20 protein-coding genes are annotated in these 22,824 nt (G+C 51.3%); 11 read left to right on the forward strand and 9 right to left on the reverse strand.

Annotated elements, in window-relative coordinates; all coding sequences use genetic code 11:
- Positions 1-3 precede the first annotated feature (3 nt).
- Entirely contained in the window at positions 4-954 is a 951-nt protein-coding gene (gene sifB, locus QEN31_RS11510) for an SPI-2 type III secretion system effector SifB (RefSeq protein ID WP_001122926.1), read from the reverse strand.
- A gap of 536 nt (positions 955-1,490) precedes the next feature.
- On the opposite strand from sifB, the gene ugtL reads away from it, so the two are divergent.
- The 5 genes from ugtL to patD all read left to right on the forward strand — a co-directional run bounded on the left by ugtL (position 1,491) and on the right by patD (position 6,301).
- Complete coding sequence (gene ugtL / locus QEN31_RS11515) at positions 1,491-1,889, forward strand: regulatory protein UgtL (protein ID WP_099949669.1); 399 nt, start codon at positions 1,491-1,493, stop codon at positions 1,887-1,889.
- Between the two features lie 32 nt (positions 1,890-1,921).
- Positions 1,922-2,152 carry a hypothetical protein gene (locus QEN31_RS11520; RefSeq protein ID WP_001597849.1) on the forward strand — a complete coding sequence of 77 codons (231 nt, stop codon included), beginning with the start codon at positions 1,922-1,924 and terminating at the stop codon, positions 2,150-2,152.
- A gap of 258 nt (positions 2,153-2,410) precedes the next feature.
- The gene (locus QEN31_RS11525) at positions 2,411-3,181 is read left to right on the forward strand and encodes a M15 family metallopeptidase (protein ID WP_000237715.1); all 771 of its coding nucleotides are present in this window, start codon (positions 2,411-2,413) and stop codon (positions 3,179-3,181) included.
- 135 nt (positions 3,182-3,316) lie between these two features.
- Positions 3,317-4,741 carry a GntR family transcriptional regulator YdcR gene (ycdR, locus tag QEN31_RS11530; RefSeq protein WP_000760692.1) on the forward strand — a complete coding sequence of 475 codons (1,425 nt, stop codon included), beginning with the start codon at positions 3,317-3,319 and terminating at the stop codon, positions 4,739-4,741.
- 114 nt (positions 4,742-4,855) lie between these two features.
- Entirely contained in the window at positions 4,856-6,301 is a 1,446-nt protein-coding gene (gene patD, locus QEN31_RS11535; protein ID WP_000158107.1) for an aminobutyraldehyde dehydrogenase, read from the forward strand.
- 104 nt (positions 6,302-6,405) lie between these two features.
- On the opposite strand, the gene yncL is transcribed toward patD, so the two are convergent.
- Positions 6,406-6,501 (reverse strand): stress response membrane protein YncL, encoded by a 96-nt coding sequence (yncL, locus tag QEN31_RS11540; RefSeq protein WP_001103198.1) that lies wholly within the window; start codon positions 6,499-6,501, stop codon positions 6,406-6,408.
- Positions 6,502-6,699: 198 nt separating this feature from the next.
- Between yncL and QEN31_RS11545 the strand changes: the two genes are divergently transcribed.
- Positions 6,700-6,873 (forward strand): GhoT/OrtT family toxin, encoded by a 174-nt coding sequence (locus QEN31_RS11545; RefSeq protein WP_000171943.1) that lies wholly within the window; start codon positions 6,700-6,702, stop codon positions 6,871-6,873.
- Positions 6,874-6,917: 44 nt separating this feature from the next.
- Here the strand turns inward: QEN31_RS11545 and srfC are convergent, their stop codons facing one another.
- The 3 genes from srfC to srfA are packed head-to-tail and all read right to left on the reverse strand — an operon-like array spanning position 6,918 to position 13,364.
- Positions 6,918-9,062, reverse strand: a complete 2,145-nt coding sequence (gene srfC / locus QEN31_RS11550) for a virulence-associated effector SrfC (RefSeq protein ID WP_099949670.1) — start codon at positions 9,060-9,062, stop codon at positions 6,918-6,920.
- Complete coding sequence (locus tag QEN31_RS11555; protein WP_000960833.1) at positions 9,059-12,040, reverse strand: virulence factor SrfB; 2,982 nt, start codon at positions 12,038-12,040, stop codon at positions 9,059-9,061. The genes srfC and QEN31_RS11555 overlap by 4 nt, the downstream gene beginning before the upstream one ends.
- A 4-nt stretch (positions 12,041-12,044) precedes the next feature.
- Complete coding sequence (gene srfA, locus QEN31_RS11560; protein ID WP_001129948.1) at positions 12,045-13,364, reverse strand: virulence-associated effector SrfA; 1,320 nt, start codon at positions 13,362-13,364, stop codon at positions 12,045-12,047.
- A gap of 223 nt (positions 13,365-13,587) precedes the next feature.
- Between srfA and QEN31_RS11565 the strand changes: the two genes are divergently transcribed.
- Positions 13,588-13,821, forward strand: coding sequence for a YdcY family protein (locus QEN31_RS11565; protein WP_000018720.1), 234 nt, complete (start codon positions 13,588-13,590; stop codon positions 13,819-13,821).
- 4 nt (positions 13,822-13,825) lie between these two features.
- On the opposite strand, the gene QEN31_RS11570 is transcribed toward QEN31_RS11565, so the two are convergent.
- Positions 13,826-14,275 (reverse strand): DMT family transporter, encoded by a 450-nt coding sequence (locus tag QEN31_RS11570; protein WP_001076571.1) that lies wholly within the window; start codon positions 14,273-14,275, stop codon positions 13,826-13,828.
- Positions 14,275-14,790, reverse strand: coding sequence for an L-methionine sulfoximine/L-methionine sulfone acetyltransferase (mddA, locus tag QEN31_RS11575; protein WP_000155373.1), 516 nt, complete (start codon positions 14,788-14,790; stop codon positions 14,275-14,277). Before mddA ends, QEN31_RS11570 begins: the two co-directional genes overlap by 1 nt.
- Before the next feature lie 211 nt (positions 14,791-15,001).
- Here mddA and QEN31_RS11580 point away from each other — a divergent pair, with 211 nt between their 5' ends.
- Positions 15,002-16,039 (forward strand): NADP-dependent oxidoreductase, encoded by a 1,038-nt coding sequence (locus QEN31_RS11580; RefSeq protein WP_001517827.1) that lies wholly within the window; start codon positions 15,002-15,004, stop codon positions 16,037-16,039.
- Between the two features lie 333 nt (positions 16,040-16,372).
- Entirely contained in the window at positions 16,373-17,038 is a 666-nt protein-coding gene (mcbR, locus tag QEN31_RS11585) for a colanic acid/biofilm transcriptional regulator McbR (RefSeq protein WP_001119592.1), read from the forward strand.
- A 66-nt stretch (positions 17,039-17,104) separates the two neighbouring features.
- Here the strand turns inward: mcbR and pqqU are convergent, their stop codons facing one another.
- Positions 17,105-19,225, reverse strand: a complete 2,121-nt coding sequence (pqqU, locus tag QEN31_RS11590; protein WP_000692042.1) for a TonB-dependent receptor PqqU — start codon at positions 19,223-19,225, stop codon at positions 17,105-17,107.
- Between the two features lie 263 nt (positions 19,226-19,488).
- Between pqqU and yncE the strand changes: the two genes are divergently transcribed.
- Both yncE and QEN31_RS11600 read left to right on the forward strand, forming a co-directional pair.
- Complete coding sequence (gene yncE / locus QEN31_RS11595) at positions 19,489-20,550, forward strand: 7-bladed beta-propeller protein YncE (protein ID WP_000550636.1); 1,062 nt, start codon at positions 19,489-19,491, stop codon at positions 20,548-20,550.
- Between the two features lie 144 nt (positions 20,551-20,694).
- Positions 20,695-20,916 carry a YgdI/YgdR family lipoprotein gene (locus QEN31_RS11600; RefSeq protein WP_000732362.1) on the forward strand — a complete coding sequence of 74 codons (222 nt, stop codon included), beginning with the start codon at positions 20,695-20,697 and terminating at the stop codon, positions 20,914-20,916.
- 76 nt (positions 20,917-20,992) lie between these two features.
- Here the strand turns inward: QEN31_RS11600 and ansP are convergent, their stop codons facing one another.
- Complete coding sequence (gene ansP / locus QEN31_RS11605; protein WP_000857101.1) at positions 20,993-22,486, reverse strand: L-asparagine permease; 1,494 nt, start codon at positions 22,484-22,486, stop codon at positions 20,993-20,995.
- Between the last annotated feature and the right edge of the window lie 338 nt (positions 22,487-22,824).

Consider the following 22,824-nt stretch of genomic DNA (forward strand, 5'->3'; position numbering starts at 1 on the left):
TGATCAACTCTGGTGATGAGCCTCATTTTTTGTTGTTTCAACGAGTGAAGATAAATCTTCAGAAAAAAGGCTGTTATGAACTTGTAGCGCTACATATTCAGTAAGCTCGTTTAAACATAGCAGGCCATGAGAGGAACTTTCTTCCAGCATATTCATTAGTATCTCATTCTTAAACAAACATGAATAAACAATTTGAGTAACTGAGCTTTGTGCATAATTTGGTTCAAACGCTGCATTCTTTAAGTTAGTATTCTCAATAACCTTTGCGGCTATTTTGTTTTTGATAGCGTCGTCAATAGCTGTTACACCTGCCTGGGCGATGCCCAGATTAATCCTGGAGGAGATGGCGGCTTTTCTTTCCTGTTCCTTCCAGTCACATAAATTACCCTTTTCTGCCATGGCGATAAGCGTCTCTTCTATATTTTTTAGGTCAACGGAAAATGTTATACCGCCGGATAGCGAGAGTTGTAACCGCTCAGGGAACAAGCAACATAGCGGTTCACAAACATAAGTGCTAGCTTTTATATTAATATCAGAATATCTTTTCAGGTGGGCAGACTGAGTATCAACACAGAGCACTGTTCTATTCATTATCTCATAATAGTAGTGATCCTGACGTATCATAATACATAACGGAATATCTTCGCCATCTTTAATACAGAGATTTGTATACTGACACTCAGCATCTTTATAGTGCTGAAAATGGAAATTTCCTCTGCATGACGGTGATGATAATTCATATAACTTGCAAAATAAATCAAATAAACGTTGCGCGTCAGGCGGAGAGGCAACATCACATAATTCCTTTATATATTGATCGGCAGTGGATCTTTGCGTGTCACAAAAAAAATCTTTAATCTTTTCCCATAGTAACGTAAAGAAAGAGCGTTGAGAGATAGCACTTTGAGAAAACATCTCACTCTTTAAAAATCCTCTCCCGATAGTAATTGGCATAATGTAGACCACAAGTGATTATATGATACTTCATTACTGGAATAGGTGGTATTCGAAATATTATCCCATGTTGCCCATCGGTTTGCCTATCGGTGAAACACCTGATTTTTGCTTTGTCCTGAACCGTCAACATTATTGTTCAATTGTTCAAATCGACCCGTAGCTTTAGTCATGCCCACGCCTCCTGGCCATGAAATATGTCAGATAAAACGAATGAAAGTAAAACGGTTTTCTTAATTCTCACATCATCATGTACTATGAGTAATGATTAATTACGCACTATATTATTTTTAGAGAAAGTAAATAGTTGCTCAACCGTGTAGAAATTGTCTTATAAGAAGTTAAACTAAAAGTATTATTAGGCTAACAACAATGAGATGTTTAGCGGTAGGGCAGAAGGCCAATACTGATAGTGCTTATGATATAAATATCTTACTCTTTAGTTTTTGTCTTAATTATATTTGTTGTAACGATTAGCTGACGGCTTTGTTTCCAGTTGGGCGATAAAATTATAAAAACCTGCGAGGAGGCTCAAAATGAAGAAATCAGATGGTGAAATTCACGAAAAGACAGCATCCTGGGGCATTTTGCAGTCAGAATGGCTAAGGAAATGTGGACGGCTATTATTGCTGTTACTTTACCGTTTCGTTATCGGATGGGCTTTTTTTCAGTTACTTGCCATGATCGTGGTAGGGATATTTTTGTTAGGCATCTTATTATTTCATCCCATAATATTTGTACAGACTATCGCAATTACTGAGAAGTTAAATCATGCTTCGCTTGATTTATGGCATATCCTTAAGTTATGCCTATGGCATTACGGTATCATCGCAGGGTTTATTTTTATGGCGGAGTGTACGTTAAGTAAAAGTATACGGCAGGTTCAGCGCTTGTCCAAAAAATTTGGGGCACAGGATGTTTCTTCACGCCCGTGATCCGCCGCTGCAACCTGCGGTCTTACTGAATAATGGCTATGACCAGCAGACCGAATTATCTCGGTTCGAGGGGGATTCTATGTGTTTGCACAACTGCAGTGAATCGTAATTTCAGTGCATTATCGCCGACAATCGACGTGTTCCTCACTAATTGCCTTCCTGACTATATAGTGGTCTTATCTTTGGCGAAACAATGTTATTTAGTTATGGAAGGCGACAACAACTGTACTACTGATTATCAAATGACCTTTCTGGTCAGGTAGACTCGCCTTTGTGAAAACACATCGTTATCTGTGCTCCTGAGACTCACTCCCTTGCCGCCTTTACGCAACTCGAATTATTTTGGGTATAGAACAGGAGGCGCAGTGGTCGTATAAGCAAAATATAAACTCTCCGTTTGTGATAAGGCACAGATTACAGGGGGAAAGATGTTTATTTTAACCATCTGTTTAAGCGGTGTCCGCTAATCTTTACCTGCTCAAATACATAATCACCCCTGTGACTCTCGCGAGGTGTAACATATGGTAAAATGCGTATCTTCTTTCCTCCTGTTCAGCCTGTTGTCCGTTCAGGCAATGTCAGCTGAAAACCATATTGATCTCCACCAGCCAAAAGACTTTGTCGATATTACTACGGTCGCCCCCGACGTACAGGTAGACATGCGATACTTCAGTTCCCATAACTTTATTGGTCGCCCCATTAAAGGCTATAACGCGCCTGTTTGCCTGTTAACACGACCAGCCGCGAACGCAGTGAAGCAGGTCGCCGATCGTTTACGCCCCTTCGGACTTACCTTAAAAATATATGATTGCTACCGTCCGCAAAGCGCAGTGAACGACTTTATCGCGTGGGCCAAAGATCCTTCTCAAAACCAAATGAAAAACGAATTTTATCCGCAGGTAGAGAAAAATCGTCTGTTTGAGGAAGGTTATCTTGCCGCCAGATCCGGCCACAGTCGGGGAAGTACGCTTGATCTAACGATTGTTCCACTTGACAGTAAAATACCAATATACGATCCCGGACGACCACTGGTGAATTGTACTGCGTCCGCGGCGCAGCGCTCGCCAGATAATAGTCTGGATTTTGGTACCGGCTTTGACTGTTTTAGTCCGTTATCCCATCCCGATAATGTCATACTTACCGCTCAGCAACGCGCAAATAGGTTGTTATTACAAACATTGATGCGTGATGCGGGTTTTACGCCACTGGATACTGAATGGTGGCACTTCTCTCTTACTCATGAACCATACCCGAACACTTGGTTTGACTTTCCCGTTAAGCAGAGACCCTGAAACGGCGTTTTGTTGCGAAATCTAATCATTACGCCTGTTGGAAAGCACCATAACAGTTAGCAAATCATTGTTAATTTTAACAACTGATATACACTGCGGTTGCCACCTGCAAGCAGCGCTCAATGAGATCGAATAATGAAAAAATATCAACGTCTGGCGGAGCAAATTAGAGAACAAATCGCCTCTGGCGTTTGGCAACCCGGCGATCGATTACCCTCGCTGAGGGAGCAGGTCGCCAGTAGCGGCATGAGTTTTATGACTGTCGGTCATGCGTACCAGTTGCTGGAAAGTCAGGGACGGATTATCGCCCGTCCGCAATCTGGTTATTATGTCGCGCCGCATCCGGTTTGTCGGTCAGTCGCGACGGCAGCGCACGTTATTCGGGATGAAGCCGTAGATATCAATACCTATATTTTTGAGATGCTGCAGGCGAGCCGTGATACCTCTGTGGTGCCCTTTGCCTCAGCGTTTCCCGATCCGCGTCTGTTTCCCTTGCCGCAATTGAACCGCTCTCTGGCGCAGGTCAGCAAAACCGCGACGGCAATGAGCGTCATCGAAAACTTGCCGCCAGGTAATGCAGAATTGCGCTATGCGATAGCACGCCGTTACGCGCAGCAGGGGATTACCGTTTCTCCTGACGAGATTGTCATTACCGCCGGCGCGCTGGAAGCGTTGAATCTTAGTTTACAGGCGGTGACGGCGCCGGGAGACTGGGTGGTGGTGGAGAACCCCTGTTTCTACGGTGCGCTACAGGCCCTGGAGCGATTGCGCCTGAAAGCGTTGTCGATACCTACCGATGTTAAAGAAGGTATCGATCTTATGGCGCTGGAACAGGCGTTACAGGAATATCCGGTGAAAGCGTGCTGGTTAATGACCAACAGCCAGAATCCGTTAGGGTTCACGCTGAGTGCTGAGAAAAAAGCGCGGCTGGTTGCGTTACTCACGCACCATAACGTGACGCTAATTGAAGACGATGTTTATAGCGAACTCTACTTTGGCCGCGAGAAACCTCTGCCTGCCAAAGCATGGGATCGCGACGATACCGTGTTGCATTGTTCGTCTTTTTCCAAATGTCTGGTTCCCGGTTTTCGCATTGGCTGGGTTGCGGGAGGAAGCCATGCCAGACAAATTCAGCGTTTGCAGTTAATGAGCACATTATCCACCAGTTCCCCCATGCAATTGGCGTTAGTGGATTATCTCTCGACACGTCGATATGACGCGCATCTGCGACGATTGCGAAGGCAGCTTGCCGAACGTAAACAGCAAGCCTGGCAAACCCTTTTGCGCCATCTCCCGGCGGAAGTAAAAATTCACCATAACGATAGCGGTTATTTTCTTTGGCTGGAGCTACCTGAGCAGCTTGATGCCGGTGAACTTAGCGCCAAAGCGCTTGAACACCTTATCAGTATCGCGCCGGGGAAAATGTTTTCAACGTCCGGCGCCTGGACGCGTTTCTTTCGTTTTAACACCGCATGGCATTGGGGAGAACGGGAAGAACAGGCCGTAAAACAGCTTGGCAGCCTGATTCGCGAGATGCTGAGCGCTAAAAGCCTTGTGTGAGGTGGAATGCGTGTCAGCTCACAACCTGACTAAATTTCCCGAGTGTGCCGGGTGAGCATCTGGCGCGCCGTCTATTTTTAGGAAAGCGGCGGCCCGTTCGCCGGAAATCGATTAATGACGATATGGGAAAATGCTATGCAATATCAATTACTGATTAATGGCGTGCTGGTGGACGGCGAGGGAGAAAGGCAGTCTGTTTATAACCCGGCGACAGGCGAGGTCATACTTGAGATTGCGGAAGCGTCGCCCGCGCAGGTTGACGCCGCAGTGCAGGCCGCCGATAACGCGTTTGCCGAATGGGGGCAGACCACACCCAAAGCACGGGCGGAATGTCTGTTAAAACTGGCGGACAGCATCGAGCAAAACGCCCTTGAGTTCGCCCGGCTTGAATCGCAAAACTGCGGTAAGCCTTTGCACTGCGTAATTAATGATGAAATTCCGGCAATCGTGGATGTCTTTCGCTTTTTTGCCGGCGCGGCCCGTTGTTTGAGTGGGCTGGCGGCGGGCGAATATCTGGAAGGACATACGTCGATGATCCGCCGGGATCCGATTGGCGTGGTTGCCTCTATCGCGCCGTGGAATTATCCGCTCATGATGGCGGCCTGGAAGCTGGCGCCAGCGCTGGCGGCAGGTAACTGCGTGGTGATTAAGCCTTCTGAAATCACGCCGCTGACGGCGCTTAAACTTGCCGTGCTGGCGAAGGATATCTTTCCGCCGGGGGTGCTCAATGTCCTGTTCGGACGAGGGCAAACTGTTGGCGATGTATTGACCGGCCATGAAAAAGTACGCATGGTCTCTTTAACCGGTTCTATCGCGACCGGGGAGCATATTCTGCGCCATACTGCGCCAGCGATAAAACGTACGCATATGGAACTCGGTGGTAAAGCCCCGGTGATTGTTTTTGATGACGCCGATCTGGATGCGGTGGCGCAGGGCGTCCGGACTTTTGGTTTCTATAATGCCGGACAGGATTGTACTGCGGCGTGCCGTATATACGCGCAGCGCGGTATCTATGATGCGCTGGTCGAAAAGCTAGGGAACGCAGTGAGCAGCCTGAAAATGGGCGCGCCGGAGGATGAGTCGACAGAGCTGGGGCCGTTAAGTTCGCTGGCGCACCTGAAGCGCGTCACAGCGGCTGTAGAGGAGGCGAAGGCCCTCAGCCATATCCGTGTGATTACTGGCGGAAGTCAAACGGAAGGTAAAGGTTACTATTTCGCTCCGACGTTGCTGGCAGACGCAAAACAGGAAGATGCCATCGTGCAACGCGAGGTCTTCGGCCCGGTGGTCAGTATAACCGTCTTTGATGATGAAGATCAGGTTCTGAGGTGGGCCAACGATTCTCGCTATGGTCTGGCATCCTCCGTCTGGACTCAGGACGTCGGGCGGGCGCACCGGCTTAGCGCCAGATTGCAGTATGGCTGTACCTGGATTAATACCCATTTCATGTTGGTTAGCGAAATGCCGCATGGAGGGCAAAAACAGTCGGGATACGGCAAAGATATGTCATTGTATGGTCTGGAAGACTACACCCTTGTCCGCCACATCATGGTTAAGCATTAAGGATCATTTACTGTTCAGAAAAATCGTGAAAAAATAGGCGGGTGTCGGCGGAGAGGGGGACCTCCCCGCCAACATGCGCAGCAAGTACTCAAAGGTTGAACACCTCAAGCAAACCAGCCGAATCTCAACGAGATCAGACCCAAAAGTCCTGCAGCAGCAAAGACATTAATCAGCACGACGGTTTTACTGGAAACATTCATTTTCGCCACCTTTCATCATAACCCCTATGGGTATAGTACGGGTTGGCGAGATCCGCAATAATACCTAAACAGGATATTCTGTGAGCGGAGCCGTGCATTGAGAACGTTTTGCTGTTAAGGCTGATAAACCTTGATGTGCGTCAAATAAAAAGAGCATATTGCGCGCGTTTTTTCCTCTGGTTGGCGTGGATGCCTGATATGACCCTCTTTCAAAAGATATTAATTTTTTACGCCGTCATGGCGGTGATATCATCCCTGATCACCTGGTTTTTGACTCATGACAAAAAACGAATTCGTTTCCTGAGCGCCTTTTTGGTTGGCGCGACATGGCCGATAAGTTTCCCCGTCGCATTGCTGTTTTCGCTTTTCTGACCTCAAGCCCGATACAGGTTACCGGGCATGGTTTTTCCGCCAGGTCAGGCTATCAGGGCAATTAATTGCGCTCTGTCTACGTCGGTAACGTCCTGCGGATGCCGATATCCTGCGTTCTCATTGGCCAGGGTATACAGCGCAACAAGCCAGTCATAGACATAGCGGCTGGCGGCGTGAACGGGCTGTTCGTCAAGCTTTGTTAGACGCAACATTGTCGAACGCGGTGTTGCGGCGAAAATGGCTGCGCCTTTCTGAACGCGGCTGGCCGGGCGTTGGGCCTCCTCGATATTGGCGTAGCCGAGCCAGGCGATGAAGTTACCAATGATGGCATGAAGCTGCGCGCCGCTCACCTCCTCGCGCTGCATGGTTTTCTGTAACTGCTGAGGTAAACCGAGGCGATAGCTGGCGGTAATTAAAATCTCCGCCACGGCGTTGAGCATCTGCGGTTCCAGTCCCAGACGCTGCGCATTATCCCGGCAGTGGGCCCACTGGCGCAGATGATTGATCCACATTTTGTGCGCCTGGTAGCCTGTTTCGTGACCTTCTGACGCTGAAGCGCGCGTTGGTTCGTCGGCAAAGAGATCGATCGCGTCATTAAATAAACCGCAGACCTGTTCTTCTCGTGACTGTCGGGTGCTCAGCAACGCTTCGAAGTTCTGTACCGGCGGTAACAGCCCGGCCAGCAGGTCGCCATGTCTGGCGGCCTGGGCCTGAAGACGCCGGATCACGGTTTCAACCGGTAGCCGCGCGTCATCAAACATCGGTAACAGATCGCGCACGCGGCCTCGCAGTTGTTCGCGTAACGCCTGTAAGCGCGCCTGTCGCTGTGGTGCCGATGTCGCCTGCGATAACCATTCCACCAAACGCTGCATACTGTGTTTATCCAGCGCCTGCAACGTTCCCCAATGCACGCCAGGTTTACCCATCAACTGCTGGACGGCTTCATCCAGATTTTGCTGGGTGGCAAAACGGGCATCCTGTGGAGTAATAGCCCAGACGACGCCGGGTAACGCTGATTCATGCTGCGGCTGCGTGGCGTTAACCCACTCCAGTAAGTGATGGGCGGCAGTGGACGTTTGCGAGCGAGATGCCAGAGCATTGCAAATCACCAGAACATCGGGCTGTACCTGTTGGCGGTAATGGGCCAGCATCCAACCTAATTTCGCCCGCCATAACGGATGAGGATGACTGTCTGGCGCGACCGGAATATCCAGTAAATCTACGTTATCCAGTACGTTGTTTTCAACGCTTAGCACCAGTTCGCGGGTAAGCAGCGCCAGAGAATCAAGCGAAAGGCTGACCGCATTGAGCAGTCGGCCTTCCTTAACCGGATGCACCACCACATCGCTTTGCGTATCGTTGGCGGTTAGCGCCATTTGCGTCAGGAAGTTTTCCGCCGGTAAGCCAAAATGATCGACCAGCAGGCTGAGCGGCGCCGCCAGTTCCCCGGCATGGCCGGTTTGTTGCAACATATGCGTCAGCGCCAGCCATTGCTGGGTGATCTCCGGTTGCTCTCCCCACAGTAATGCCCAGGCGTGCGCCCGTGTCGTGAGATCCAGCGCAGGCAAGAGCGAGGCAAAGTGTTGCCATGTCGCATCATCAATATGTTGTCTGGCGGACGGCAGGCAAGAGCGCCAGAAACTCGCGATGGTCGCTACCTCTTCAGCGGTAACGCCGGGGACGGGCTGCGGTTGGCGAAGCGATTGCCATTTCTCCAGGCGTGATGTGATAATGGATTTTTCGACCTGGCGACAAACGGGGGACGAGCTGGTCCAGGCAATAAAGATCTGCACCAGTTCGGCTTCACTGATCAAGCGCAGGCGCAACGGCCAGCCGCTCTCGTTTGAAAAAATGTCGCGCGTAAAGCGAATAGCCATATTCGCTGGCGCATGACCCGGATTGATGTGGCTGAAATAATCATAGTCACGGTCCGGCGTGATAATTTCCAGCTTGCCATTCTCGTTACCGCATAGCGTCGTTAACAGATGCGCTTTTGCGGATTGCGCATACCCGTACAGACCAACGCAGCCATGTGATGCGCAGGCGGCGTTGAGCGCTGACTCATCCGCCGCGGCAAGCGTAAGTTGCGCCAGCAGAGCGTCGGCTTCGTCATCCAGTCGCGTTGCGTAACGGCGCGTGTTGTTAACCCACTCGATAACAGCCTGGGTGGTGTTTAACGGTTTTGTCATTTCAGGTATACACTCCCACTATCTATCCAGTAGTGGCTGCCGCTGTGGCGACGGTCAGCCAGCGTATTCAATTTTAATGTCAGCGCATCGGCGGCGACCGGCGTCCCGTCCTGGAGCCAGGCATCACTTAATATGAACGATTCCGGGGCGCTATCTTTGCTACTGCCGCGTAATTTCAGTCGCACATTCAGTACGCCGTCGCCAGCGATGGTTTTCGCCAGTTCGGCGGAATTAATGCTCAGGCAATAAAGTGGTGTTGCTGGCCAGCGACTGTTCGCCAGTTGACGAAAGCCCAACGTCACGTTACCGCGTAGCGGAAAATGCAAGCGAGCGTCCAGCGTTGCGCCGGGTTTATCCAAATCGATTTCGTGATACCAGATGTTTTCATCGCGAAGGGTATTAACGGTATTATCCAGTACGCCGAGATAACGTACAGTCGAATACGCGCCGATATCAGCCGCTTTAAAATTGAAACGCGGCAGACGTAAGTCCAGCGCCAGGCTGCATAACATCGCGCCCACCGCGGCAGTGGATTTTGGATTACCGATACGCCCTTGTTGACTGAAGGGATACCATTCATGTACCTGATACTTATCCATCCACACAATGCGATTAACCGGCACCGGTTGTAAGTGCCGGATGAGCGCCTGTACGCCGGGTAAACAGGTCGGTCTCCCCGTCACCAGCAAGATATCGCAGTGATAGTGGGATATCGCTTCGCAGACCGCATGAAGCGGCGTTGTCAGCGTAAACTGACCGGCCAGCAGAGACTCCTGAAGCTGGCTAAACTGGATTTGCAACGGCACATTGAATATATCAAATGTCGGCGAACCAGACGGTAAGGCATGATCGATCGCCTGCTGGATATAGTTCATCACGTTGCTCGTTGGGCGGCGGATCAGCAGATCGCCAAATGTCGCATGTAAACCGGCAAACGGATCGTTAATGTCGCTTTGCTCCCAGGCGGAAAGTACCGCATGGCCCAGCGGCATAAATAATTGCAGCGCCGTTTGCTGGCGCAAAATGGCCTGAGTATCAATTCGTCCCGAATCGCCAAATAAGGTCGCCAGCAGGGCGGCGGCATCCGTAACGCCTGCCCGTTGCAACGCCGTTTGCAGGGAAGGGAGTACGCAACGCTGAATGATATCTAATAGCAGATCGTCCCCGGCGACTTTAAAACCTTCGCGAAACAGGAGATGAGGCGTAATTTTTACATTGGCCCCCACGCCGTCATCTAACTGATAGTGAACGATCGCCATATCCGTCGTGCCGCCGCCGATATCAATCGATGCCACGCGCAACGCGCGCCCGGGGACGACGCCGGGTTCAGGCTGGCGATCCGGTCTGGCCAGCGCATTAAAAAAGGATTCGGTACGCCCGGCGTAATGCGAAATGGCTTCGTTATAAAGCCATACCAGTTGGCCGCAACTTGCTTCGTCCCATTCCATCTGTATTTCTGGTACCGGCACCACGCTTTTTTCACGCTGCTTAGGCGTGGTGAAATCCTCATCCTGCGGATGCCAGCCCATGGCTTTCCAGACCAGCGCCAGCGCTTCAAACATTCGCTGGCGGAAAATTTCTCGCTCCTGTTTCGGCATGGCGGAAGGCAGCGTTAAAATCAGGGTGCGTAGCTGGCGCGGCGAGGCGGGAAAGCCGAGCCGCAGCCGGGTGGCGACGCTGTTAATTTGCCCCAGCGCCTGAGCCAGAATTTCGCACAACATATGCGTCATCAAGGTGCTACGGCTGTATTGCGGCGAAAAAACCGGTAGCCTTTCTTCATACGGCAGGCGGAATAACGGCTGTCCGTCATCGTTCATCAGATTCATCAGCGGAAACGCGGTGGCAAGCGGTTCGCGCTGCGTTTTACCGTGGATCTGGCTAAAACGCCAGTCCTGCAAGGCGGGGGTTTCATCCCACAGGTAGCGACGTGGGCTGGAGATACCGCTGCTGCCTTCGGTGCCCACACGCTGCATAGCAAGGGCGCGAGCCTCGTCGCCCACACGCACAATGGAAGGCCAGACAAAGGCGTCGTCTCGTCCGCTTTCGACAGAAAAGTGTTGCTTGCCAAAGCGTGCTTCCGAGAATTCTACCCGGCTGGTAAATAAAGGATCGTTCAGATACTGCGGCTCGCTTAAAGAACGCACCTGAAGCTCTGCCGTCTGGCGTAACCCGTCATTCGCATCGCCATGATCCTCGATCAAGACGCCGCAGGTATGCGTATTGCCGACATCCAGAATCAGATCGACCGGGATTGCGGGCGTGCTTAACGTATGTGTCACAAACTTCACTTCCGGCACCGTAAGCTGTTCGCCTAACAGCGTCAGTAAATTCAACCAGTGCGCCTGATACTCAAAACTACGCAGCGCTTGCTGAATGGCCTGTTCCGAACGGTTTTCCACCTGTGAGGCATACTGAAGAAACGACTCGCGCAGCCAGCCGTCAATCCATGTCTGGTCAAGAAAATCGGCAACTTCTTCATCGCGCCAGGCGAGCGCAAAACGTGTGCCATTGAGCAGATCGTTTTCGCAAGGCGCCAACGCCGCAGGCATATTTTTTGCCAGCTGACTGTCGAAGGCGAGGGTGATGCGGTGTGTGTTTCCGGCGCTATCTGGCTCGCTGAGTTTACGTACCTGAATGCGCGCCCAGTTATCCGGCCCGTCAATAAAGGTACGCGGCGGATTAAAACGCAGGAACGGCAGGGGGAGCCAGATTCCGTCGAGTACATCCAGAGAATAGTGCAGCGTCTGAGTGCTTTCCGGTTTCACGACTTCGGGTTGGCCGCCAGCACGTCCTGGCAACGTGTAGCGCCCGCTGGTCAGATCAAAATCGAGGCGCAGTAGCGGGCCGTTTGCCGTTTTGCGCACAAAACGTCCGTAGTGGGCCGACTCTTGCGGCGTTAAGCCAAAATCAAGAAACTGGACGCCGCTGTTTGCAATGAGCGTGACGCTCTGTTTGTAATCACACAGATTGACCAACATAAAATCAGGCACCTATCTTTTTAAACGTCAACGGAATTGCCGCGTGGTCGCCATAACGGGCGGTACAGGTTGCGACGTCATTGACGCCTGCTTTACAGGTAATTTCCGGCATCGGATAACGTGAACCGTCGGTGCAGCGCGCATTGCCGCGACTTTTAATCATCAGCTCGCCCGTTTGATGCAGACCAGAGAAAATTTCCGCCCGACAAACCACGTTATCGCCATGTACTACGCGCGCGATGCCTTTGTTATTTTGGATCTGATAACGCAGAGAGGGCGGCTTGCCGGTAATCGGATCTTTGACATCCACACTGATGCGCCAGCTACCGTTTAAAAAGCGCGTGGTTCCAAGCTTCATCTGCGTATTGTCCATCACCAGCGCGTCTTTGGGGATAGCGGCAATGATAACAGGCGCTTCCGGCAACGGCGCCGCTTTGGGGGCGGGCGTCACCTCAGCGCGATGCAGCGGCAAATGCGCGGTGAGTTCAGGCAAGGGGGTAACGTCAGTTTTCGCGGTAGCGACAGGCGCGGCGCGAACAGGAGAGGCCCCGTCAACGGATGAAGATGGCCAGAAAAAAGGCGTGGCGACGGCGGCGATAACCACGGCAGCGACAGGTAAGCTCCACAGCGGTAGACGACGAGCTCTTTTCGCCTCAGCAACCGGGATAGGTGCGGCAGGCTTCGGCTCGCTAACGATAACGGGCGGCGCAGCAGGTTCCTCCGGCATTTTCGGCGGCTCAATGACAGACGTTAACAAAGGTTCATCCGCCTGACTAAATGCCGCCTCTACCAGCGGCTTTTCTTCGGGCTCCGGCTCGACCAGAGGGATGTCGGGGATTGCCTCGGTTACCCGCAGGCAGTCCAGCACATCATCGCGTGTATTTTCGTTGAGATTAACGAATCCCCAGAAGGTGATAACCGGTTTGCCGTTAACCAGGAAAACATGATTTTCACCGGGAAATTGCGTCGCTTTCTCAAGTAGCGAACCAAATAGCTGGAGCGCTGTTTTACCGGATTGCAGACTTTTGCGACTGAGTGCAGCCGCGCTTTCAAAAGTGCTGGCTAAATAACGTAAAGCCCGAGAACGTGTCTCTTCGTCAGCCGCTTTCCACGCTATCGCCTGACCTTCAATCGGCGAATACCAGTCAACCCGATCGCCATTATCGTTAAGTTGCGGAATCGCCAGACAGTCAACCATCGCCTGCTGTTTACGCAGACGAAGCGTTTCGCGAATTTGCAATGCTGATTCAAATACGGCCTGACCGCCGCCGCCCACGGCCTGATAATCATCCAGATTGCCGCTGCGCAAGAGAGATTTTGCCACGTTGTTATCCCTTAGACTTCTTCACGCGTCTACTTTACGGGGTCTATACGCAAGCAAACGGCGGAAGAAAGGCAAAAAGGCGCGAATTCTCGGTCTATTAAGCCCCGTGTTTCCACTTGACGTAAGTTAAATCAGGGTGGCGGCGGCGAATTACCGCATCGGGCGACAATAACGCGTATAATAGGCGAATCATGCTGTTACAGAATAAAGAGTAGGAGAGCTTATGTCGCACCTGGAGGAAGTGAGCGCCCGCGTGGATGCCGCCATCGCGGAGAGCGTAATTGCCCATATGAATGAATTGCTGATTGCCTTGAGCGATGACGCTGAATTACGTCGCGAAGATCGTTATGTGCAGCAGCAGCGTTTACGCACGGCTATCGCGCATCACGGCAGGCAATATCAAGAAGATCGGGACGCGCGCCGCGAGCAGCTCACCAAAGGCGGCACGATCCTGTAACCCATTAAAACTGGCGCTTCGCAATCAGCCATGCGCCAATGACCAGCAACAGCGCGCCAAACGCCGGCCCGACCATTGCGCGTAACGTGACGCCGTGGCTACGCGCGATATCCAGCGCCAGTCCGCCGATTAACTGGCTGGCGACCAGTACCGCGATAGTCGTCGCGGCGCCAACGTTCTGATACCCGCTAATGCTGGCAAATACAAAAAATGACCCCAGCAGACCGGGGATCAATGTCCACCAGCGAACGCTGGCGACCAGCTCGCCGAAGCCCGTAGCGCCTTGCTTAAACCACAATATCGTCACAAATAAAACGATCCCTACCAGCGAGTTCAACAGCATAGCGATCAGAATCGTCGATGATGTCTGCGTAATACGCACCATAATACTGTTTTGTACCACCAGCCCGACACCGGCGGCGATCAAAAAGATGAGCGTCAGCGACTGGTTCATCAGCAGGCGTCCGGCGCGGCGTGTTCATCAAGCTGGAGCTGCATAAACGTAAGATCTAACCAACGGCCAAATTTTACGCCGACCTGCGGCATTTGCGCGGTGACGGTAAATCCCAGCGAATGATGTAGGCGTATCGAGGCGGCATTCTGTGACTCAATACCGGCCACCATCACATGCTTGCCGCAGCGTCGGGCTTCGTCGATCAGTCTGCTGAGCAGCTTTCGCCCCAGTCCTTTCCCCTGGTGCGCCGGATGAACATAAACCGAGTGCTCGACGGTATAGCGAAAACCGTCGAAACTGCGCCAATCGCCAAATGATGCATAGCCAGTCACCACGCCATTTTCTTCGCTTACCAGCACCGGATAGCCCAGTAATTGACGGGCCTCATACCAGGCAAGGCGATTATCCGTATCGACCGTCCGATCATTCCAGATGGCCGCAGTATGTAATACCGCATGGTTATAGATTTCGGTAATCGCGGCGCAGTCTGCTTTATCGGCAAAGCGAATCGTCATAGGGAACCCCAGGGAATGTTTACGATAGTGTTAGAAATACTATTGAAGGCGGCATAAATCAACGAATTAGCGCAAGAATTCATATTTAGCGAGAAGGGGGAGAAAGTCGTTCATAAAAGCGCACAGCCTGATATCTGAGAGTGTTTAACTCCCTCAGAAAGCTAATGTTCGACTATTATTGATGGATTATGCCAGGCATGAGGAGAATAGAATGAAGCAACAGACCAACCGAAATCGTCGTTGGGTTTTGGCCTCGCGTCCCCACGGCGCGCCGCAGATGGATAACTTCCGCCTCGAAGAAGATGACGTCGCGACGCCCGGTGAAGGGCAGGTGCTATTGCGTACCGTTTTTTTATCACTCGACCCTTATATGCGTGGCCGCATGAGCGATGAACCCTCTTATGCGCCGCCTGTTGAACCTGGCTGCGTTATGGTTGGCGGTACGGTCAGTCGCGTTGTCGCGTCGAATCATCCTGATTACCGACCAGACGAATGGGTGTTGAGTTACAATGGTTGGCAGGATTATGACATTTCAGATGGCGAAGGGTTGGTAAAGCTGGGTGATAATCCGCAACATCCTTCCTGGTCATTGGGTATTTTAGGAATGCCGGGGTTTACCGCCTATATGGGGTTACTGGATATCGGCCAGCCGAAAGAGGGCGAAACGCTGGTTGTCGCCGCCGCCACCGGCCCCGTAGGCGCAACGGTTGGGCAAATTGGCAAGCTGAAGGGCTGCCGGGTCGTGGGTATTGCTGGCGGCGCGGAAAAATGCCGTCATGCGACAGACGTTTTGGGATTTGATCTGTGCCTTGATCATCACGCTGATAATTTCCCACAACAGCTTGCGCAGGCCTGCCCGCAGGGTATCGATATCTATTATGAGAATGTCGGTGGTAAAGTCTTTGACGCCGTCTTACCGCTACTGAATACGTCGGCGCGGATTCCGCTCTGCGGTCTGGTCAGCGGCTACAATGCGACAGCGTTGCCGGACGGTCCAGACAGACTGCCTCTGCTGATGGCGACATTACTTAAAAAGCGTATTCGTCTGCAAGGTTTTATCATCAACCAGGACTATGGTCACCGGATACATGAGTTTCAGCAAGAAATGGGGCGTTGGATCAAAGAAGGGAAAATACATTATCGGGAACAGATTACTGATGGGCTGGAAAATGCGCCAGAAGCGTTTATGGGGCTGCTGGCGGGGAAGAACTTTGGCAAAGTCGTGATACGTTTAGCGGACGATGCGTAAAGAAAAAATGGCGGCATTATGTCGCCATAAAAATGTGCAAATTTTAAAATTGCGGCTTTACTTATATTCATCATTCAGATCGCGGTGGGGCAGCTTATCTCCCTCAGCGGCCTGAACCGGTCAAAAATCTCGATACATGAAGGAATGACGGAGATAAAACGGTTGCCATAAAGAAACCTGTATTGTTGTAAAAGATGAGAATATCACGCAAGTAAATTATCACTTTTATTTATTTGGCCGTTCAGGCCTGGATTATCTTTTTTACAATTAAGTTCCGAAACTTCTTCGGGACTCGATTGCGATGTTGTTCTGCCAAGAGGTGAAGGAAGGAAAATGCCGGGTACGGAAAAAACACAACATATAAGCCTGACCACACAGGTTGAAAATCGGTTAAAGCATCAATTGTCTATTGGCGCATTAAAACCAGGCGCAAGGCTTATCACTAAAAATATCGCTCAAGAGTTAGGCGTCAGTATTACGCCGGTGCGTGAGGCCCTGTTAAGGCTGGTCTCTTCCAGTGCTTTGGCGGTGGCGCCAGCACAGGCGTTTATGGTGCCGGAGATCTCGCTGGAAAGTTTGCTGGAAATTAATACGATTCGTACTGCCCTGGAGGAGATGGCGGTGGTCGCCGCTGCGGGTAAGATTACCCCGGATCGCGAGCAGACGCTGAATGCGCTATTAGATGAATTTCAACAGGCGCTGGAAAGTGGCGTTATGGAGAAAATTCTTTTGGCCAACCGCGCATTCCGCTTTGAGATCTACCACTACGCGGATATGCCAACGCTGTATGCCATGATCGAGCAATTATGGGTACGCCTGGGGCCAAGTCTGCATTTTTTATATGATAATTTTAAACTTGATGATTATCAAAACGGCGTTAATCTGTACAGAAAATTGCTTAATGCGTTAGTGACTGGTGATAAAGAAGCCAGTCGCCACTGCCTACAGAACGTTTTGCAACAAAACGTAGCGACGATTAAAAATCAGTACTTCATGTAACTTTCATGAAACTATGACTTATCAATAGCGGGGATTCCCCGCTATTGCCGGATATTTGCCGGATATTTATTCAAATTGCCATGCCAGATTAATCCCCACGCCATAGTTACGCCCTGGCGCTGGCTCATAATATCGGCCATTAGATTCATTAACGATCACCGAACCTATATATTCTTTATCAAATAGATTATCTACCCGCCCAAAAATATCGACGGTAAGCTGACTGTAATTAAATTTATACCCTGTATTTAGTCCAACAACGGTATACGAAGGCGCTTTGGCGGTATTTTCATCATTGGCCATGATATCGCCCATATACCGAACGTCTGTTCCGGCGTACCACCCCTCATCCGGGATAAAACCTAATGAGGCGAATCCCATATTACGGGCGATGCCGGGCATCCGGTTTCCATCACAGTTTTGCCCCTGACAAACGTTACTGCGATAGGTCGCATCCAGCCAGGTCCATGATGCTTTCACCCGCCAGTCGCCGGCGAAGCGCTGGTCCAACGCAAGTTCTGCGCCCTGGCGGCGCGTTTTGCCCGCGTTTTTGTAGGTAGTGCGTCCTCCCATACTGCTGGCGACGACAATTTCATCATCGGTATCGGTTTGAAATAACGCGGCGGTCAACAAGCCGTTGCCAATCCGCGTTTTACTGCCGACTTCCACCGTATCATTGGTCGACGGTTTGAGGTCAAAGTTGAACCCGCTTTGGCCGTCAGCGCGATAAGAAAGCTCATTGATAGTGGGAGTTTCAAATCCGCGACCGGCAGCAAGATAGAGATTCCAGGCGTCAGTTAACGCATATTTTAGCGATCCGGCGGGTAGCCAGTGGTGATAGCTGGCGTCGCCGCTGTCATCGCCATTGCCGGGCGCGATATAGTGATCGTTAGAATCGAACCACACGGAACTGTAGCGCACGCCAGCATCCAGCGAGAGTTTTTGCGTAAGCTGCCACTGGGTTTGCAGATAAGGATCGACATTCCACATCAGGTTACGCTCATCCCGCCGTAAATCGCCTTTATGCCCGAACTCAGGGGTGCCGTTGTTGAGACGGAAATTATTGTAACCCTTGCGGTTTTCGCTCATATTTTCATAATTTACTCCGCCAGTGAAGGTGACCGGCACACCTAATTCTCCCCGGTGAGTCCAGCGGGAATCAATGCCCTGATAGTGGCGTTGCAGTGTAATTACGCCGCCAGCCTGGGCTGGTTTTAGCTGTGCCACCAGGGGAATAGACTGGTATTGCGTGGTTTCCCGCTCTCCGGCGTAGGCCATCACGCTGATATCATCCTGCGCGCTGAGCTGACGTTCATAACGCAATCCTGCCTGAGTTTGTTTGATGGTTTTACGCGTATTGTACTGTTCAGCGCGCGGCGCCTGTTGCGGATCGGCTTTCCATTCAGATTCGGTAAGTCCGCCGGGATCGTCCGCCTTAATGTCCACACTATTAAAAATCAGCGAGAGTTTACTGACATCGTCAAGGCGCACGCCCAGTTTGGCATTAGCCAGATTTTTTCGCGCGCCGCTGTGATCGCGGTAGCCGTGGGTGGTGAAACGGGTAGTCGATACCGTGTAATACACGTCGCCTGGCTGTGTGCCGTCACCCATCGCGCCCGTGGCTTTTAGTCCATAGCGCCAGCTTCCATAACTGCCGTAGTAGCTGCTGGCCTCAAGGGTGGGCGGTTGTCTCCCGGTTTCGGTGGTGACATTTATTACGCCGCCGGAAGCATTGCCGTATAGCGCTGAGAAGGGGCCGCGTAACACTTCAACGTCTTGTATGCTGTTAATATCAATATTCGAAATCTGGCCTTGTCCATCCGGCATGGTGGCGGGAATGCCATCAACATACAGACGAATGCCGCGCACGCCAAAGGCGGAACGCGAGCCAAATCCACGGATAGAGATTTGCAGATCCTGCGCGTAGTTCTGCCGGTTCTGCACCTGCAATCCCGGGACGCTGGTTAAAGACTCAGATAAATTAACGCGAGGCGTCGCCAGACGCATGTCTTCTCCCTCAATGACGCTAACGGCGGCAGGTGTATCCAGCTCGGATACGGTTTGCGGCGTTGCGGTGACTATCATGGTTTGTTCATTGGGCGCGCTGGCGGCCTGAAGGACCGGGGAGAAGGTCAGAGGCAATAAGAGGGCGGGATAAAGTCGCTGTCTAACGGAAATAATTTTCATGAAAATGCCGGATAAATGTAAGCGTATCAACGGAAAACGTGACATTAAGGGTAGTCAATATGTAAAGTTTTGAAATTTTAATCGCACATTAAGTTAAGAAAATGTGCGGTATTTAAGAGCCATGACATTCGCAGGCGAGGAAAAGCTCCACTTTCTGATAAATAATGATTATTATTCTCAACTTATAATAAGTGCGGAACGAAGATCCCGCGCAGCGAAGTAGTGTGAAGCAGCTATACACGTTTTTATCAAAGGGAGTCGTCATGCACTTACGTCATCTTTTTTCGCCGCGCCTGCGTGGTTCTTTATTGTTAGGTTCGCTCCTCGTCGCATCCTCATTTAGCACGCTGGCGGCGGAAGACATGCTGCGTAAAGCGGTAGGCAAAGGCGCTTATGAGATGGCCTGGAGTCAGCAAGAAAACGCGCTCTGGCTGGCTACATCGCAAAGCCGTAAACTGGATAAAGGCGGCGTAGTTTATCGTCTCGACCCGGTGACGCTGGAAATCACGCAAGCGATTCATAACGATCTCAAGCCGTTCGGCGCCACCATCAATGCCGCGACCCAAACGCTGTGGTTTGGCAATACCATTAACAGCGCAGTTACCGCGATTGATGCCAAAACGGGTGATGTAAAAGGTCGTCTGGTACTTGATGCGCGCAAACGTACTGAAGAGGTTCGTCCGTTACAGCCCCGTGAGCTGGTTGCCGATGCGGCGACCAACACGATCTACATTAGCGGTGTTGGTAAAGAGAGTGCTATTTGGGTAGTGGATGGCGAAACCATCAAACTGAAAACGACGATCGAAAATACCGGCAAAATGAGTACGGGTCTGGCGCTCGACAGTAAAGCGCAACGCCTGTACACCACCAATGCGGATGGCGAATTTATCACTATCGATACCGCCAGCAATAAAATTCTCAGTCGTAAGAAGTTGCTGGATGACGGTAAAGAACACTTCTTTATTAACCTGAGTCTCGATACCGCAGGTCATCGCGCGTTTATCACCGACTCGAAGGCGACTGAGGTTCTGGTTGTCGATACCCGTAATGGCAATATTCTTGCCAAAATCGCGGCGCCTGCTTCTTTGGCCGTCCTGTTTAACCCGACACGTAACGAGGCGTATGTGACACATCGTCAGGCAGGTCAGGTCAGCGTGATCGATGCGAAGACCTATAACGTTGTTAAAACGTTCGATACGCCGACGTACCCGAATAGCCTGGCGCTATCGGCAGACGGTAAAACGCTCTACGTCAGCGTGAAGCAGAAATCGACACGTGAACAGGAAGCGACGCAGCCGGATGATGTTATTCGCATTGCTCTGTAAATAGGGTATGGAGGGGGAAACCCCTCCAGTCATCTCTTTAAACGCACCGATACGCCTCGTTACACCCCGCCGATAGCCTGATGATTCTGTGAGAATTACACTGCCTTTTTGCTGTAGTTAACTCATTATATTCACGAGGAAAATATGAAAAAGTTATTTATATGCTCAGGTTTGGGCATGATGTTTTTTATGCTTGCGGGTTGTACAACCAACTATGTGATGACGACGAAGAATGGGCAAACGATCGTAACTCAGGGTAAGCCGCAGTTAGATAAAGAGACGGGGATGACCAGTTATACCGATCAGGAAGGCAACCAGCGGGAAATTAACAGCAATGATGTGGCGCAGTTGATTAAGGCTGACTAAGCATTGGGCGCGATGCGGTGTTGGCGGCAACGCGCATTAAACCCGGCAGGCCTGGGGCTGCCGGGGAAGGGGAATGTTATGTCGCTGCTTCTTCTTTCAATACGACACTCTCTGTCGAATCCGCCGTCACTGGCGCAGTGCGATGGATCTCCGCCACGCGACGTCGCACGCCAAACCAGCCGGCGACCAGCAGAATAGCGATCAGCGGCAACGAGGCGATAGTATAAGTTCCATTCGGGTAGTCAAACGCCATGAGTACCAGCACGCTTAGTAAAAACAGCAGTGTTAGCCAGGAGGTAAAAGGCGCGCCGGGCAGTTTAAAACTGACGTCTGCGGCTTTGCCTTCTTTTATCGCCTGGCGTAAACGCATCTGGCACACCATGATAAACGCCCACGACGCGATAATGCCGAGCGAGGCAAAATTAAGAACGATCTCGAACACGCGGGAGGGGACCAGGTAATTCAGGAACACGCCGACCACGTAAACCACCAGAGTCGCCAGAATACCCGCATAGGGCACATGCTGACGGCTCATTTTCGCCATGAATTTCGGCGCGGAACCCCCCATCGACATTGAACGTAAAATTCTCCCCGTACAGTAAAGCCCGGAGTTCAGGCTGGAAAGCGCGGCGGTTAACACCACGATATTCATAATACTGCCGATATAAGGCACGCCAAGTTTAGAAAAGAAGGTGACAAACGGACTTTGCCCCGCCTGGTAGGCGTTCCACGGCAGCAGCAAAACCAGCAATACGACCGATCCTACATAGAAAAGACCAATACGCCAGATCACGCTATTGATGGCTTTTGGCACCATCTTCTGTGGATCTTTGCACTCCCCAGCGGCGGTACCGACCAGTTCAATCGAAGCAAAAGCGAACACCACGCCCTGAATCAGTACCAGCGCGGGCAACAGGCCGTGCGGGAAAAAGCCGCCATTATCTGTAATCAGGTGAAAACCGGTGGCATTACCCTCAAGCGGTTGACCGGTACCGAGAAAAATCGTGCCTACCACCAGGAAGATAACAATGGCGAGTACTTTTATCAGCGCGAACCAGAACTCCATTTCGGCAAACCATTTTACGCCGATCATGTTCATGGTACCGACAATGGTTAACGCGCCGAGCGCGAACACCCATTGCGGAACGTCGCCAAATGCGCCCCAGTAGTGCATGTATAACGCCACTGCGGTGATATCGACGATCCCGGTCATCGCCCAGTTAATAAAGTACATCCAGCCTGCGACGTAGGCCGCTTTTTCACCCAAAAATTCACGGGCGTAGGAGACGAAGCTCCCGCTGGAAGGGCGATGCAATACCAGTTCGCCCAGCGCGCGTAAAATGAAAAAAGAAAAAATGCCGCATATCAGATAGACCAGCGCCAGTGCCGGTCCGGCCATTTGCAATCGGGCGCCTGCACCTAAAAATAAACCGGTGCCAATCGCGCCGCCGATAGCAATCATCTGAACCTGACGATTCCCCATCGCTTTGTGATACCCCTCTTCATGGGCGTTCAGCCAGCGTCGTTTCGCCGCATGTTGTTCTGCGGCGTGCGTAGTCTGTGTTTTCATTACGTTACCTGTTATAGCCTGTCCTGACAGAAAAATTCCTTATGCCGCGACGGGCGCTCACCAATCGATTGCCTGCAATGGCGAATGCCGCTTTTCCCTGATTCTGTGACAGGGATAAAACCGCCGGCGGAGCATCCTACCTGCAATTGTTAAATGACGCAAAACATACGGAAAGAACAAAATGAGGATGTCGAGTTTATTTGTGTGGTCAGATGTGGTGCGGTGTGGTCACGATTCAGCCAGATAAGACGCCAGCACAAATCGGCAGTGATTGCGTTGCGCAATAATTAATCAGGGTTAATCCCTGCAGGGATTTATGGTCATAGATATGACCTCGA

Source organism: Salmonella sp. SA15303, assembly GCF_029962125.1.
Classification (GTDB): Bacteria; Pseudomonadota; Gammaproteobacteria; order Enterobacterales; family Enterobacteriaceae; genus Salmonella; species Salmonella enterica.